This is a genomic window from Paenibacillus sp. Aloe-11 (assembly GCF_000245715.1).
Taxonomy (GTDB): domain Bacteria; phylum Bacillota; class Bacilli; order Paenibacillales; family Paenibacillaceae; genus Paenibacillus; species Paenibacillus kribbensis.
The window spans coordinates 198693-214263 of sequence record NZ_JH601059.1 but is presented as its reverse complement, the minus strand read 5'-3'; the positions used below and the strand labels follow the sequence as shown (position 1 = coordinate 214263).

The window sequence follows — 15571 nt, the reverse complement described above, 5'->3', positions numbered from 1 at the left end:
CTTATGGCAGCATTCAGCACAGCGATGGGCGCAAATGATGCTGGATTGTGCAACCGAGTGACATGGGCGCCTTTATGTGCATAGGCTAACTTATAGGCATTAGCCATGATTCCCAGCCGGGTGAATGAAGCGGAGCGACCGCTGGTTCACTCCTGTGCCAAAGGAGCGGTCACTATGAATCATCGTACGAACCATGGTCATAAGGATAAGAAAACAGCGCGGCGCAACCTTCCCAACGAGGCCCCCTGTGTGAGCAAGGATAAAACGGCTTCAACTTCTGGCATTCATAGACCGATACAGCGTGGAGAGTCAGCGGTACCCACATCCATAGAAACGGAACTCTCGGTTCAAGCTGTTGAAGAAGTGGTCAGGAAGAAGCATAAGCTGCCCAAGACGCTGGAGGAAGCGATGCTGATGAATCGGGCATCTGTATTGCTGTTGTCTGTACCTGATTCGGATACGGAAATCCAGACGGATAACGACCTTCCGTTGATCACGACGGAAGGTCAGGCAGAGCAAGAATCGTTACTCGATTGTTCCATTACCAGTATCCACATAGCAGAAGGGAGACATCGCTCCAAGCAGCGAATGGTCTTGCCCGGGGAAAATGCCGATCCAGGTATCCACATGGACGACCCATCAAGTGTGGATGCAATTGAAGATGGCGCATCGGCCTGTGATGAGGCTTCTGATTCAGAGAAAGCTTCATCTCAATTTGGCAGCATTCCTTTTTACCTTCCCGCCACAACAGACAGGGATGAAGTGAGCATTGTGTTCAAAAAGCCATTTATCAATACCCAATATGTAGTCACAGCCAATGCGAGTGTGCCGGGGGTGATGGTAGCTGTCACAAAACGTCAGAGGCATTCAGCGGTACTTACTGTGGAACGTGAACACTCGGGCTCGACATGTGAAGGGGTGATCCTGTGGATTGCGATGGGATATTGAAGGCAGAAAAAGGCGTCCCGCTGAGGGGGCGCCGTATATATAAGGAGGAAGGGGGTAAACTTGTAATAGTCTGAGGAGATGTGTCCAACAAACTTATTTTATACCTACAGCATCAAAGGACTTAATGGCAGAGGTAACCGCTATTGAATCCTCACCGTAGCTATCCTTGGCTGCCTGAATAACGGCAGCACGCGCGGTGGAGAAGTTAGAGGTCGAAGTCAAATAGTTAGTAAACGCATTATAGTAGATATAGACGGCAGCATCACGTCCGATTCCATCTACCTTGATTCCATGGAAGGTCCCGCCCTGTGCCAGTAGATAGTAGGCTTTATTAATAATACCGCTATTGATGTGGGCCCCGCCATAATCCTCGTTATTTGGGTCAGGATAAAAATTGCTGTAGTGATCTACCTGACCGTATTTGACCGGATCGGAAAGGGAGCGGATGGCGTCACCCTTAATGTTAGGTGTATAAGCGACTTTGCCAAAATCCCAATTGGTGCGATCGATGTCATTGCCGATAATATCCGAGATGGCTTCGCTCAGGGCAGCAGATTCACCGAAATATACCAGCCCGGATGAATGCTCGGTTACGCCGTGCGTCAGCTCATGGGCGACAATTTCAAGGTCGCTGCTGAAAGGGGCAAACAACGTGCCGTCTCCGTCCCCGTAGAGCATATGAGTTCCGCCCCAGTGGGCATTATTGTAGTTCTTTGGACCGTAATGGACGGCCGAGGCGATGGCCATGCCATGCCCGTCAATGCTGTCGCGCCCAAATCTATCTTTGAAATAATCATAAGTGCGAATCGCGTAAGCATGGGCATCTACCGCAGCCGGATCTTCCCATACGTTATCTGAGTCTGTATACAGGGTGCCGGGAAGCGTCTCGGTGTTGTGAACGTTATAAGTTAAAATGCCTTTACCACGGGTAGTATCCTTTAGCTGGTATCTCTTTCCTGAAGCGGTGGTTTCAAATGTTTTGGTATCGCCGAATACACCGCGTCCTTTGCCAATTACTTCGTTAAGGATGTCATATTTGTATACGATTTTTCCGTCATTAGCATCAATGAAGTAACGTGTGCGCAGTAAAGTAGGCTGCAAAATGTTAACTTCAGTTACATAAACGAGACGAGTCGAGTCTGCATCGGGATAGATGTAGAGCTCTGCTGTAGGGTCTACGCTTGGTTCCAGATTGGCGATTTTGGCAATAGATGAGGATGAAGGCTCTGCCACTTCCAATTTGCTGTTCTTCAGCTCAGCTTCATTTTCCAGCTCCAATGGTTCCTTATCAATAGTAATCGATAATTCATTGTTAGATGCTTTTTCGTAAGTGTCTTTACTTACATTACTTGTATTCTCGATAGGTTCAGAAACGGTATTGACGGAGGAAGAAAGCGACTGAATCCGTGCAGCTGCATCTTCATACGCGGTATATACGGCCTCAGTAGCGCTGATTTTTGGAGTTGTATTTTCATTAGCGTCGGCTTGCTGATCCTCTGAAATGACAGCTCCCAGATAAGAGGTGATTTTACCGGACTTGTTCACATGGATTGTTTGTTCGGCTCCAAATACGGGAATTCCGTCCACATACTGCTTGAGTCGATAATGCGTTGTACCAAATTTGTCAGTGGTTCGATCCATGATGCGAAATTGCTTACGGACATTGGTGCTGCTGTTGATATTGTCCAAGCTCATTAACGTTTTCTGTTGTCGATTCAAAAAGCTCCAGACCAGGTCGTCACCAGTCACTGATGTAGGAGACTTCCAGCTTACCGTTTGAAATGTTGGTGCAAATTGAGTTGGTGCGGGAACCGCATTTTCAGCTGCGGAGGCTCCAGGAGCGGCAGAACCTAATAACATCGCTGCTCCAAGAAGTGAAAACCATACCTTGTTCATTAATATTCACTCTCCCTAGATAATGTGGGATAAAAATACCCGATTTGAATAGATATTGCGTCATGTATGTAGGTCTTTCATGTCTCGGCTCTGATATTAGCACAGAGAATGTCGAACGAGAAGATTCGTTTTACAAAATAGCCCAAAATAATTCATTAGTCCCAAAATGTTAATGGAAATGTCGTATCTGGTCGAAATATATCGAAAATAAATATTGTGTTAACTCTCGCATGGCCATTGTAGGTTTAGAAAAAAAAGGCAACCCTTGAGGAGGGTTGCCTAAGATATAGGGGGAAGGGGTACAGACTTGCACTGCACCCCCATTTTTTTGACTGCTTATGAGCAGGATCAAATGAGGGCTGTATAGCAGGTGTCTATCTCTTGGATGAGGAACAATTGCGAGGAACACAGGATATCATTTATTTGATTCCTACCGCATCAAAGGATTGAATAGCACTGGTTACTGCCAGCGAATCAGCACCATAAAAATCCTTGGCTGCCTGTATAACAGCAGCGCGTGCGTTAGAGAAGTTGGAGGTAGAGGTCAAATAGTTGGTAAAGGCATTGTAGTAAATGAATACAGCCGCTTCGCGTCCGATACCAGTTACCGTTACACCATGGGACGTACCGCCTTGTGCCAGCAAATAATAGGCTTTGTTGATAATACCGCTGTTCGTATGGACTCCGCCTTCATCATCATTGTTGGGGTCCGGATAGAAATTGGAATAGTGATCCGGCTGGCCGAATCGTGTAGGATCGGACAGGGAACGCAGAGCGTCGCCTGGAATATTAGGCGTATAAATGCCGTCGCCAAGAAGCCAACTGGTGCCATCTATATCATTACCGATAATATCCGAGAAGGCTTCGTTCAATGCACCGGACTCACCATAATACTCCAAATTGGAGGTGAACTCGGTGACGCCGTGGGTGAGCTCATGTCCTACGACATCTGGATCGCCGCTGAAGAAGGTAAATGTGGACCCGTCCCCGTCTCCGTAAGTCATTTGGGAACCATTCCAGAAGGCATTGTTGTATTTTTTGCCGTAATGGACTGTCGAACGAATTTGCATGCCACGTCCATCAATACTGTCGCGACCGAATTTATTCTTATAATAGTCATAGGTTTTAATGGCATAGGCATGGGCATCAACAGCCGCAGGGTCCTCCCATACATTATCCGTATCGGTCAAAATCGTACCTGGCGTCGTCTGGCGATTGCCAGCGGTGTAAGTCACGATTCCATTGCTGCGAGTCGTGTCTTTCAACTGATACCGATTGCCTGAAGCTGTAGTCGTAAATGATTTTGTTTTGCCATCCACGCCGCGGCCGGTGCCTGTTGCGTGGTTGAGGATATCATACTGGAATACGATTTTGCCGGTTTTCGCATCAATGAAGTAGCGTGTGCGCAGAGGCGCAGGTTCAAGAATATTAACCTCTGTTACATAAACCAGTCGTGTAGTCTCACCATCTGGATAGATGTATAATTCTGCTTTGGGCTCTACACTTGGCTCCAGATTAGCAATTTTGGCAATGGAACTTTGCTCTGCTTGGTCAACAGGGGTTAAAAGTACGTTGTTATGCGCTTCTGCGTAAGTATCATTACTTACACTGCTTTGAATCTCACTCCCTTGTTCCTCACTAGCCTCAGAAAGACTATCATTGATGGAAGGGAAGGATTGAATCCGGGCAGCGGCTTCTGCATATGCGGTATAAACGGCTTCAGTAGCGCTGATTTTTGCAGTGGTATCTTCGGTCGCGTCTTGCTGCTGATCCTCTGAAATGACGGCACCCAAATAAGAGGTTACTTTACCGGCGTTGTTCACATGAATGGTCTGTTCAGCCCCATATACGGGGATCCCGTTTACATATTGCTTGAGCCGATAATGGTTTGCACCGGATTTGTCGCTTGTACGATCAATGATGCGGAACTGATCACGGACACTGGTGTTGTCTGTATTCAATAAGGTTTTCTTTTGCCGATTCAAATAACTCCATACAATATTATCGCCGGTTACCGTGGAAGGAGCCTTCCATTGCTCGGCGTGAAAAGTCGGTGTTAGCTGAGTAGGATCAGGAACAGAATGCTCTGCTGCTGATGCACCTGGTGCTACAGCCCCTAATAACATCGCTCCTCCAAGAAGTGAAACCCATACTTTTTTCATTAAAAATCACTCTCCCAAGTGTAGTTCAGGATCAATCGTATCCTGTTTTGTTTTGGCATGGTTGCCATCTATGTAGGTCTTGTTGCCTGTTGTTTTGTTGTTTGTCTAAAACGAGATCACCATGGAAAAACAAGCCTATGCAAAAAAAAGTTTTATTTTTTTTTGTGATTACATCGTCTTGGCTCTGATATTAGCACAGAGAATGTGGAACGAGAAGATGTTTATTCCAAATTACTCCAAAATGAGTCTAAAGTCCCTAAATTGATTTGCATTTGTCTTATTTAGTCGATAATGGTCGAAAGGTGATATAGACAAAAAAGGGCGTCCCTTTGAGGGGACGCCATATACATAAGGGGGAAGGGGTACAGACTTGTACACTGCACCCCTAAGTCGTCCATTGTATGTGCAGGGGCAGATGACAGTTGCACAACGACAAAGGTCTTTGGACGAGGATAAATGAGGGGATCATGTATTTGATTTAGTTAACGCCTACAGCATCAAAAGATTTGGCTGCTGCGGTAGCTTGTGCCGAGCTCGCACCGTAGAGATCTTTTGCCGCTTGTACAACGGCATCACGTGCATTGGAGAAGTCAGAAGAAGAAGTCAGGTAGTTCGTAAAGGCGCTGTAGTAAATTTGAACCGCTGCATCGCGGCCAATCCCATTGACAGTTACACCATGGAAGGTGCCGCCTTGTGCCAACAGATAATAGGCTTTATTTATAATACCGCTGTTCGTGTGAACGCCGCCGTTATCGGAGCTGCCTCTGTACAAGTTCGAATAGTGATCCGGTTGATCGTACAGCGTAGGATTGGACATAGAACGAAGTGCATCACCCGCAATGCGTGGCGTGTAAATATCATCGCCTACAAGCCAGTTTTTACGCTGGATGTCATTGCCGATGATGTCCGAGAAGGCCTCGTTCAACGCACCGGATTCTCCGTAATATTCCAAATTGGAAGTATACTCCGTAACACCGTGTGTGAGTTCATGGCCAACTACATCCGGATCACCGCTAAAAGCGATAAATGTGGTGCCGTCTCCGTCTCCATAAGTCATTTGGGAGCCGTTCCAGAAGGCGTTGTTGTAACGATTGCCGTAATGAACTGTCGAACGGAGCTGCAGGCCTCGTCCGTCAATGCTGTTGCGATTGAACTTTTCCTTATAATAATCATAGGTTTTGGCTGCATAAGCGTGGGCATCCACGCCGGCTGGATCATTCCATACGTTATCGGCATCGGTCAGGATCGTACCTGGGATGCTTTGACGGTTGGAGGCCGTGTAAGTCACGATCCCATTCCCGCGAGTCGTATCTCTTAACTGGTAGCTGCTGCCGGAAGCAGTAGTGTTGAATGTTTTGGTATCACCGAGTACACCTTTGCCTGTGCCTGTCGCTTCATTAATGATGTCATACTGGGATACGATTTTGCCATCATTGGCGTCAATGATGTAGCGTGTACGCAGCGGCGCAGGCTCCAAAATATTAACCTCAGTCACATAAACCAGCTGCAATGCATCGCCCTTAGCATAGAAATATAGCTCGGCTTTAGGATCTACCTCAGGCTGCAGGTTGGCGATTTTGGCTATGGAATTTGGCTCTGCCTCTACCGCTTCAATTTTGCTATCTTTCAGGTCAGCCGCTTTCTCAAGGCTGAGCTTGTCCTTTTCAACGGAACTCGTTTTTCCGTTGTTAGCTGCTTCGGAGTAAGTGTCTTTGCTTACACTGCCTGGCTCCTCCGCATCTTTAGAAATCGTATCATCGGAGGTAGGGAGGGCTTGAACCCGTGTAGCTGCCTCCTGATATGCGGTATGGACCGCTTCAGAAGCGCTGATTTTCGGAGTTGTACCTTGCGTAGCTTCTTCTTGCTGATCCTCAGTAATCACGGCTCCCAGATAAGAGGTCACTTCACCGGATTTGCCCACATGAATGGTCTGTTCAGCTCCATATACGGGAATTCCGTTTACATATTGCTTCAGCCGATAATGGCTCACGCCGGATTTGTCGCTTGTGCGATCTACGATACGGAATTGATCACGGACACTGGTGCTGTCCGTACCCAGCAACGTTTTCTTTTGCCGATTTAAATAGCTCCATACGATGTCATCACCCGATACCGATGAAGGTGCTTTCCATTGTTCGGCATGGAAGGTTGGCGTAAGCTGAGCCGGCCCCGAAACGGAACTCTCCGCTGCTGATGCACCAGACGCTACAGACCCTAATAACATCGCTCCTCCAAGAAGCGAAACCCATACTTTTTTCATTAACATTCACTCTCCCTGATTAGTTGTCAGGATGAATCATCCTGCATTGACTAGGCATTACGCCAATTAGGTAAGTCGTGTTGTCGTCTGGAACATGAAGAAAATGGAACGTGAAGAGAAATACCGAAGTGTGTTTTTCGTGAAGTTTTTTGTGAAGTTTTCCATGAAGCGTAAGTGAAAAGAGGGGAACTGCAGGTGAAGCATATAGCCTAAAAAGGTGACAAACTCCTCCTTTCCTGTCGTATATTAGAAAGTGGAATAATAGTGGATAATGGAAAAAAGTCTCATATGCAAAAAAAACAAATGCTGATTTATTGAACTCCCATCATCTGGCTCTGATATTAGCACAGAGAATGACGGACGAGAAGATCTATGTCATAAATTTATCCAAAATGAATCTTTAGACCCTGATAACCGATTTATTTAATAGGATTAATATGTTTTGTAAAAAAAAGTCGAAAATTGCTTTGTCGAAAAGGCTCCACGCTTGCCGTTACACACGGTATTTGGACCGCATAGGTTATGTTGAACTGTCCTAATCACGCTGTCCATCTATACAGCAATAAGGGAGGTGAGACGGGAGCATGAGGAAGCAGAGAAGAGGTGGATTCAAGCTCAATCACAGGCGGCATTCCGGTGCTAATCCTTACTCAAAGATGTGGCTGCCGGTAAGAGTGCCCAAGCTGCATATGAACCCGATAAGTCCAGTCAATGGGGAGAAACCGGGCGTGGAAAAAGGCGCACAGACAGGTGAGGAGCGGCCTTCTGAACCATCAGCGAGTGGCAAATTGCTCGTATCTGTCATTATCCCTGCCATGAATGAGCAAAAAACGATCAGAGCTGTTATTCGTGAGGCACGCCGTGTCCACCCGCATACCGAAGTTATCGTGGTCGAGAACGGATCAAGCGACAGGACGGCGAAGGTGGCAGCGGCGGCAGGGGCGCGTGTGATTTCCTTCCCGGAACCGCTGGGACATGATGTGGGCCGTCGGATTGGAGCAGAGGCAGCTTCCGGGCAGGTACTGCTTTTTCTGGATGGCGATATCGTCATTCCCTGTGTCAGACTCCGGCCGTTCATACAGGCTATCTGCGCAGGAGCGGATATTGTGCTGAATGATTACCATGGACCCGTGAATCGTACGTCTGTACATCCGGTGGTTGATGCAAAGCATGTATTGAATATTTTGTCGAACCGTGTTGATTTAGGAGGGGCATCCATGACGGGTATTCCACATGCCATAAGTCAAAGGGCCTTGAAAAAAATAGGTCTAAAGTCGCTGGAGAATCCTCCTTTATTTCAAGCTATGTCCATCGTCTCCGGGTTGCGAGTGATGACTGTATATGGAATAGCTGTCGGTAGAATGAATGCAACACGCAAAAAACAAAACGGAAAGGACCCGCTGGTGGATGTGATTGTACAGGATCATCTGGATGCTATTGGCTGGATTACATCACATCTGGGAACACGTGCGGGATTCACCGATTTGGAACGCAAACGGATCAGAGACGAGGTGAAACCGTGAGCAGAGAGTATCGCAGGGGGAAGCGTGACGACCCAAGCCGGGGGATCAGACGTGTACAGCGAAGACAAGGATCGACGCATTCAATACACAGCCGCAGGGTGAGGAAACCCACACCTCGGGGAAAGGAAATGACCGAAGTGAACCTGCCCCAGATACAAGAAGTTTCCGAGGACATTATACTGCAGGGAACAGCGGCAGCCGTAGTCAGTGTCTGTAATGAGGAGTCGACAATTGACCGGGTGCTGGGTGAGCTGGAAAAACTTCCGCTTAAGGACATCATTGTCGTTTTGAACGGCTGTACGGACGGCACGCGCTCCATCGTAGCGAAGCATCATCCTGGCGCGACTCTCGTCAACATGCCGGATCGACTGGGGCATGATGTCGGGCGTGCTGTAGGCGCGCGTATGACGCAAGCTGATATCGTGCTGTTTGTAGACGGAGATTTGCCGATTCCAGCGTCTGACTTGCTCCCTTTTCTCCACGCGGTTGATCAGGGAACGGATGTGGCGCTTAACGATCTGAGCAGACATTTGCCGCCCTATGCACAGCAGGATAGCGTAACACGGTGCAAAGGCTTCCTGAACCGCATACTGCGCAGGCCGGATCTTGGAGCAAACTCATTGACCGCTGTACCGCACGCCTTGTCACGACGCTCGCTGGATTTGCTTGGTTCGGCCATGCTCGCTGTTCCGCCAAAGGCCCACGCCATGGCGGTACTGCACGGGATGATGGTGGCAGCCGTACACTCGGTCGACGTCATTAAAACGAACCGTAAGCGGGCCTTCAATACCGGCAAAGGAAACGCTATGGAGCAATTGATCGTCGGTGATCATGCGGAGGCGCTGACGGCGGTATTGAAGGTAGCCGGCACTTCTCCGTTCGGTCCCGTTCCTACACGGGCAGACGTTGCCAAAGGGAGGAATGCACGATGAGTATGACGAGCATTATTATCCCGACTTATAACGGCCTGCATCTGCTCAAGCCGTGTATTGAGGCGATTCGGACACATACGGTGGATGTACCTTATGAAATCATTGTAGTAGATAACGCTTCAAATGACGGCACGGATGCTTTTTGTGCAGCCGAGCGTCTGATCAGCGTGCGTCTTCCCGAAAACCGGGGATTTCCGACAGCTTGTAATATGGGGTTCCGTCTGGCTTCGGGCGACCAGCTTGTCATATTGAACAATGATGTGACAGTTACGCGAGGGTGGCTATCCAATATGCTGGCTGCACTACAGAGTGAAAGCACGGTGGGACTGGTGGGGCCGGTGACCAATTATGTCAGCGGTATTCAGCAGATTCACGGATTGGCAGGGGATTTCGCCAGTTGGATGCGATTTGCGGAGCAAAATAATACAAGTAATCCATCCAGATGGCAGGAGGTCAAGCGATTGGTCGGATTTTGCATGTTATTCCGGCACGAGCTGGTGGAACGGATCGGATTACTTGATGAACGGTTCAGTCCCGGACATTATGAGGATGACGATTATTGTTTGCGGGCACGCGTGCATGGCTATAAGCTGCTGATGTGTAATGACTGTTTTGTTTATCATCAGGGAAATGCGAGCTTTTCGCGCGAAAACACTTCCTGGAATGAAGAGTTGATCGAGCGGAACTATCGTTTATTTATAGAGAAATGGAGCATAGATCCCAGAATGTTTATCGAAACTGGAAACGTTGAGGGATTACATGCTGAACATGCTGTCGAAGGAGGAGGGAAGATATGAAAGGGGTTATTCTCGCAGGAGGAACCGGGTCGCGCCTTCATCCGTTGACTTCATTGCTCAACAAGCATCTGCTTCCGGTCGGCAAATATCCCATGATTGTGTATGGTATCGAAAGACTGCGACAGGCAGGAATCACTGATATGCTTATCATTATTGGCAAACAATCGGCTGGACTGTATACCGATTTTTTGGGTAGCGGCAGCGATTATGGTGTCCAATTGACATACCGGATTCAGGAAAAGGCGGGCGGCATTGCGGAAGCACTTGATCTGGCAAGAAGCTATATGCATCCAGAAGAAAAATTCACTGTTTTGCTAGGGGATAATTTGTTCAAGGAGGACCTGGGTCCTGTCATCGAACGGTTCAAGCAGCAGCCACCGGGGAGCGCCAGAGTACTGTTGAAAAAGGTGGCAGATGCCCGTCGTTACGGAGTACCGGTGTTTGATCCCGAGCGGCCGGAGAGCATCTCAAAAATTGAAGAAAAGCCGGAAAATCCCCAATCCAAATATTGCGTTACTGGTATTTACATGTACGATACTGCCGTATTCGATAAGATCAGGCAAATTAATCCTTCGGCGCGCGGTGAGCTTGAGATCACGGATGTCAACAACTGTTATGCCGCTGAGGGCAAGCTGGAATATGATATTTTACGGCGATACTGGAGCGATGCAGGAACCTTCGCTTCCCTGCAGGAGGCTGGAATAAAAATGAAAGGGCTTCTGCCCTGATCTCGGGTGAAGCACCATCCGGCCGGGCCAGGCATATAGTATAGGCATAATGCCACCCGGAGGAGTGAACGGCATGAAACGCCTGAGTATACGAAGGAAACATAGCAAACGGCTCGGTAAGAAAGGCTATTGGGCAGGATATAAAAGGGGTCAGGAGCAAGGCAGCAGATTTGGCCAGGCTTCGTTCGGCAAGGTGTTTGAAGGCGTCAGCATTATCATTCCGTCCTGCAATCAGCTTCATCAGCTTCGAGCTTGTATTCACCGTATTGAGGAGCATACGAGCCATCCTCATGAAATTATTGTGGTGGACTCCGGCTCAACGGACGGAACACGCACCTATTTGCTCCGTAAAAGTATCGCTGTGCGTTATGCGCTGCTAAAAAAGGATGTTCATATGCTGAGCAGCCTGAATCAGGGACTGATGATGGCAAAAGGCACAACCATTGCGGTACTGGACCCACATGTTATGGTGACTCCCGGCTGGCTGAACCGTTTGCTGGAGTGCTTGTACAGCGATCCGCGGCTGGGGGTCGTCGGGCCTGTAACGAATGGTCCATTCGGAGCGCAGCAGATTGAGGTTCCTTATATAAGCGAAAATGAAGCATTTCCGTTTGCCAAGACCTACAATATTTCCAACCCGGCCGCATGGCGAGAAACCGAGAGCCTGGCCGGATTTTGTTTACTGCTGCGCAGAGAAACGCTGGAAAAAACGGGGTATTGGGACGAAGGCTGTCACAGTGGTCAGGAAGCCGCTGAAGATTGGCTGCTGCGTGTTCGCTTGCTGGGGATACGTATGGCAATTGCCGGAGATGCTTTTATTCATTACGCAAAAAGTGATCGGGATACGGCCTATGCTTTTCTCCAGTCAACCGGAAAAAGCGGTTCAATGGAGGAGAATAGCCAGAACCGATCCTTTTTTGTCCAAAAGTGGGGGGACATAAATAAGCTGCTCCACAGTCAGAAAATCGGCGCAGCGAAGCCGGATGAACAGTTAACATCTGGCAAGGAAAGACATGTGTCAGCGGCAAGCTTCTATCCCGTAGGAGCGCTCGTTCAAGGACCGTCCGGTGCAGTATTTCGGTTAGAACCGGGAAGAAGGCGCTTTCTGCATAGAGTTCGTGCTGCGGGAGGTGAATACGTAACTCTCGTCAGAATATCCCAGCTTGATCTGTTGGCACTTCCCCTGGTACCGAAGCCGGAGGTCATGATTTCCGGTGATACGGAAGTGCCTGTAGTTGTACCGCCGGAGGAGCCCATTCCTGTGCTGGCGGCTTGCAAACCGGAAAACATGCCCATGCTCCCTACGTTGAATACCCCGGCTCAACGCAAGCAATGGATTGAGGTACTGTATGCCGAAGGCAGACAACTGTATCAAATCGGGAACAACTGGAAAAGGCCGTTCCTTACCCCCTATGCAGCCATGAGCTGGCGGGCGGCTGACTACCGAATTCAGTTGTTGTCCCCCGGAGATTTTTCCGCGCTGGTGGAGGAGCGGCCTATTATTGCGCCACCTGTGCTGCACGGGCATCTGTAATGATCGGAATAGGCGCTTTTAGGCGGAACCGACTACTCGCTGTGGCATACGCTGTAGTAGCGGAAAGCCCGTAGGTATTCGTGGGTTCCGCAAGGCGGAGCACATAAAGGAGGGGCTTATGCATAACGAGGTAGATGATTTGCTAGTTCATATTTCACATTCGCAGCAACAGATGTCAAGGTTGTTGGATGCGGAACGGCAGGTAGTCGTGCGTATGGCGCAGATCATACATGAACTGCCGGATGAGGAGCCGCGTTTTGACGGAATTCCGGGCATTCTGGAAAGCTCGGCACAAGTAAACAAAAGCATTGTTGCCTACTTGAACGGTATTGCCGATCTTCAGGAAGCAATGGCTGAAATGCTCGTTCGTGTCGTGAAAGAGACGGCATACCCGGAAGAGGAGTAACGTACCAACCGAGGGCAGGGAGTGAACACATGAGTAGGGAAAAAGCAATGATTCATATGCTGGATTCAGCTTCCAAAATGCAACGGAACGTGTCCATGATCCTGGAGGCCAAGGCGGTCGAAGCGGAAAAGATGCGTAATTGGGCGCTGAACCATCTGGCACCCAACGCATTTGATACCGATGAAGAGCAGTTGGGACGGCCGCTGGAAGTTCATGAGCAGATGGTGGAAATGCTGGAGGGACTCACCCGGCTTCAGACTGGACTTTGCAGCAATCTCAAGGCATTGCTGGATCAGGATGAGCAGCAGGGTGGCGGAATGGAAGGGATGATGGGAGGAATGGGCTCGGGGGATATGAGCTAATGAGCATGAGGCGTGAACGCGAGATCAAGCTGGATATGCTGGAGTCTATTGCTGCCAGCCAGCACGCCGTCGCCCGGATGCTGAACAGTCTTGCGGACTTAACGCCCCATGCGGATGTGTCGGCTACCCGTCTGGAGGAAACCATTCGGATACTCAGCAACTACCAGGGAGAAATCACGCAAATGCTGGCAGGGATTCCATTAAGGCGGCAGGTATATGGAAAACCGACGCAGCCGTGGCTCCATATTCCTGTTCAAAAAAATGAAGCCATCACGGAAAAGCAAAGGAGGAATGAAAATGAGTACAAGGTGGGAACGCATTACTCGGCGCAAAGCCCGCAAAAGACGCAGAGATGCCCGGCGTTCCAGCATTCGCAGATTAAAACAGAGAAGAAGACGCCTGCTTGCTCTAAGACGTCGTAGAAGAGGACTTCATTCAATACGCAGACGCAGAAGCCGTCATCTGATGCGACGGCGCAAAAAATCTCAGAACCCGGCGGCAGCCGCAGCCCCTCCTGCTGAGAGTCCACAGTCCGAGCCTGCCCGGCTGGAGCATGATCCGCAGGCATTTCAGCAGGGCTATGATGCAGCTTACAACGAAGGCTTCAATTCCGGCTTTGCAAAAGGCTATGAAGATGGCCACCAGATCGCATACAAGGCTCAGTAAATCGTGCGGATCATAATTATCGTCCACCCCCCGAGGCTAACAGCTTCGGGGTATTTGCGGTTTAGGCAGTTGGACAGGCAAACGCCAATTTTGTCCGGGCAGTGGCAGTCGTCCATGATGCGTTAGGCCCCTCCGCATATAGTTTAGGAGTGACAGAAGTTTATCCTACAACAGGACAGGGTGAAGGATGTGAACGATCAACGAAGCGGAAATGAACGCGAAGCATACCGATGCGGCTACCGGGAAGGACGCAGAATGGGCGGTTGCACGGCTGCTCTGTCACAGGTCGTGGCAATACAGCCAACTGCTCGCCCTTTGAAAGTGCTGTACATTCCGCAAGGCTTCACTGCTATAGACACAGGTGTGCAAGACGCATTAGGCCAAATGTGCAGCGCATTCGTCATCGGTAAGCCCGCTACGATGCTGGCTGACGCCGAGGTCCACCGTCCCGACCTCATGCTTGTTATGAACGGGCTGCATATTTTTCCGGAGGATCATCTGGAGCAGGTGCAGCGAATACGAGCCTTGGGCATTCGGACGGTCATCTGGTTTGTAGACGATCCCTACTTTACGGAGGATACAGCGTTGATCTGTCAATCCTACGATGTCGTATTTACGCACGAAATGTCCTGCTTGCAGCTTTATCGCAATCAGGGAGTAGCGAGGGTGCACTATTTGCCGCTCGCAGCGTCAGCCCGTATCTTTTATCCCCGGCGGGTGGTGCGGGAGCATCAGCATGATATTTGCTTCATCGGTAATGCCTTCTGGAACCGTGTGAAGCTGTTTGACCACCTCGCTCCCTTTCTGGCTGACAAAAGAGTGCTGATCGTAGGTGGACACTGGGATCGGCTGACCCGCCGAGATGTGCTGGAACGTTTTATCCGTCCGGTTTTTATGGAGCCGGAGGAGACCGCTGAATACTATAACGGCTCCAAAATTGTCATCAATATGCACCGCCCGACAGACCCCGGACTGGATAACCGGAATACACATCAGCTGTCAGCGGAGTCCATCAATCCCCGCACATACGAAATTGCGGCTTGCGGTACGCTTCAAATAACGGACATTCGGAAGGACCTGAGCCGTTATTACCAACCAGGCTATGATATCGAAACCTACTCTGGAGTTGAGGAACTGCAGGTCAAGCTAGACTACTATCTCAAGCATGACTGGGAGCGCGAACGTATGGCCTGGCGCGCGCTGCATACGACCATGCAAAAGCATATGTACTCGAATCGTATGGAAGAATTGCTGGACAAGGCGATGGCCTAGAGTAAATACCAAATACAGTGAGGAGTGAAAGTGATGACGATATCTACGACAGGACCGTATGACCCGGCTGTTCATCTAACGGCGG

14 protein-coding genes are annotated in these 15571 nt (G+C 49.3%); 11 read left to right on the top strand and 3 right to left on the bottom strand.

Annotated elements, in window-relative coordinates; translation table 11 throughout:
• Window positions 1–174 precede the first annotated feature (174 nt).
• Window positions 175–948 (top strand): WIAG-tail domain, encoded by a 774-nt coding sequence (locus WG8_RS19130; protein WP_007431879.1) that lies wholly within the window; start codon window positions 175–177, stop codon window positions 946–948.
• A 93-nt stretch (window positions 949–1041) separates the two neighbouring features.
• Here the strand turns inward: WG8_RS19130 and WG8_RS19125 are convergent, their stop codons facing one another.
• The 3 genes from WG8_RS19125 to WG8_RS19115 form a co-directional block, all read right to left on the bottom strand.
• A complete protein-coding gene (locus WG8_RS19125) occupies window positions 1042–2844 on the bottom strand; it encodes a M4 family metallopeptidase (RefSeq protein WP_007431878.1) in 1803 nt (600 codons plus the stop codon).
• A gap of 419 nt (window positions 2845–3263) precedes the next feature.
• Window positions 3264–5006, bottom strand: coding sequence for a M4 family metallopeptidase (locus WG8_RS19120; protein ID WP_007431877.1), 1743 nt, complete (start codon window positions 5004–5006; stop codon window positions 3264–3266).
• A gap of 478 nt (window positions 5007–5484) precedes the next feature.
• Window positions 5485–7266, bottom strand: a complete 1782-nt coding sequence (locus WG8_RS19115) for a M4 family metallopeptidase (protein WP_007431876.1) — start codon at window positions 7264–7266, stop codon at window positions 5485–5487.
• A gap of 584 nt (window positions 7267–7850) precedes the next feature.
• Here WG8_RS19115 and WG8_RS19110 point away from each other — a divergent pair.
• From WG8_RS19110 to WG8_RS19065, 10 genes are all read left to right on the top strand, one after another.
• The gene (locus WG8_RS19110; protein WP_007431875.1) at window positions 7851–8789 is read left to right on the top strand and encodes a glycosyltransferase family 2 protein; all 939 of its coding nucleotides are present in this window, start codon (window positions 7851–7853) and stop codon (window positions 8787–8789) included.
• Window positions 8790–8917: 128 nt separating this feature from the next.
• Window positions 8918–9721, top strand: a complete 804-nt coding sequence (locus tag WG8_RS19105) for a glycosyltransferase (RefSeq protein ID WP_007431873.1) — start codon at window positions 8918–8920, stop codon at window positions 9719–9721.
• Window positions 9718–10518 carry a glycosyltransferase family 2 protein gene (locus WG8_RS19100; protein ID WP_007431872.1) on the top strand — a complete coding sequence of 267 codons (801 nt, stop codon included), beginning with the start codon at window positions 9718–9720 and terminating at the stop codon, window positions 10516–10518. Before WG8_RS19105 ends, WG8_RS19100 begins: the two co-directional genes overlap by 4 nt.
• Window positions 10515–11246, top strand: a complete 732-nt coding sequence (locus WG8_RS19095) for a sugar phosphate nucleotidyltransferase (RefSeq protein ID WP_007431871.1) — start codon at window positions 10515–10517, stop codon at window positions 11244–11246. The genes WG8_RS19100 and WG8_RS19095 overlap by 4 nt, the downstream gene beginning before the upstream one ends.
• A gap of 73 nt (window positions 11247–11319) precedes the next feature.
• Window positions 11320–12780: a glycosyltransferase family 2 protein gene (locus WG8_RS19090; RefSeq protein ID WP_007431870.1), complete on the top strand. Its 1461-nt coding sequence runs from the start codon at window positions 11320–11322 to the stop codon at window positions 12778–12780.
• Between the two features lie 118 nt (window positions 12781–12898).
• Window positions 12899–13186 carry a hypothetical protein gene (locus tag WG8_RS19085; protein ID WP_007431869.1) on the top strand — a complete coding sequence of 96 codons (288 nt, stop codon included), beginning with the start codon at window positions 12899–12901 and terminating at the stop codon, window positions 13184–13186.
• A gap of 29 nt (window positions 13187–13215) precedes the next feature.
• A complete protein-coding gene (locus WG8_RS19080; protein ID WP_043891250.1) occupies window positions 13216–13548 on the top strand; it encodes a hypothetical protein in 333 nt (110 codons plus the stop codon).
• Window positions 13548–13970: a hypothetical protein gene (locus WG8_RS19075; protein ID WP_007431867.1), complete on the top strand. Its 423-nt coding sequence runs from the start codon at window positions 13548–13550 to the stop codon at window positions 13968–13970. Before WG8_RS19080 ends, WG8_RS19075 begins: the two co-directional genes overlap by 1 nt.
• A 43-nt stretch (window positions 13971–14013) precedes the next feature.
• The gene (locus WG8_RS27480) at window positions 14014–14214 is read left to right on the top strand and encodes a hypothetical protein (RefSeq protein ID WP_007431866.1); all 201 of its coding nucleotides are present in this window, start codon (window positions 14014–14016) and stop codon (window positions 14212–14214) included.
• A gap of 180 nt (window positions 14215–14394) precedes the next feature.
• Entirely contained in the window at window positions 14395–15486 is a 1092-nt protein-coding gene (locus WG8_RS19065) for a CgeB family protein (protein WP_043891249.1), read from the top strand.
• Window positions 15487–15571: the final 85 nt, after the last annotated feature.

Coding starts and splice junctions, on each gene's coding strand:
- WG8_RS19105 (WP_007431873.1), top strand. CDS start 8,918: ATGACCGAAGTGAACCTGCCCCAGATACAAGAAGTTTCCGAGGACATT.
- WG8_RS19115 (WP_007431876.1), bottom strand. CDS start 7,266: ATGAAAAAAGTATGGGTTTCGCTTCTTGGAGGAGCGATGTTATTAGGG.
- WG8_RS19085 (WP_007431869.1), top strand. CDS start 12,899: ATGCATAACGAGGTAGATGATTTGCTAGTTCATATTTCACATTCGCAG.
- WG8_RS19130 (WP_007431879.1), top strand. CDS start 175: ATGAATCATCGTACGAACCATGGTCATAAGGATAAGAAAACAGCGCGG.
- WG8_RS19100 (WP_007431872.1), top strand. CDS start 9,718: ATGAGTATGACGAGCATTATTATCCCGACTTATAACGGCCTGCATCTG.
- WG8_RS19080 (WP_043891250.1), top strand. CDS start 13,216: ATGAGTAGGGAAAAAGCAATGATTCATATGCTGGATTCAGCTTCCAAA.
- WG8_RS19120 (WP_007431877.1), bottom strand. CDS start 5,006: ATGAAAAAAGTATGGGTTTCACTTCTTGGAGGAGCGATGTTATTAGGG.
- WG8_RS27480 (WP_007431866.1), top strand. CDS start 14,014: ATGCGACGGCGCAAAAAATCTCAGAACCCGGCGGCAGCCGCAGCCCCT.
- WG8_RS19095 (WP_007431871.1), top strand. CDS start 10,515: ATGAAAGGGGTTATTCTCGCAGGAGGAACCGGGTCGCGCCTTCATCCG.
- WG8_RS19125 (WP_007431878.1), bottom strand. CDS start 2,844: ATGAACAAGGTATGGTTTTCACTTCTTGGAGCAGCGATGTTATTAGGT.
- WG8_RS19110 (WP_007431875.1), top strand. CDS start 7,851: ATGAGGAAGCAGAGAAGAGGTGGATTCAAGCTCAATCACAGGCGGCAT.
- WG8_RS19090 (WP_007431870.1), top strand. CDS start 11,320: ATGAAACGCCTGAGTATACGAAGGAAACATAGCAAACGGCTCGGTAAG.
- WG8_RS19075 (WP_007431867.1), top strand. CDS start 13,548: ATGAGCATGAGGCGTGAACGCGAGATCAAGCTGGATATGCTGGAGTCT.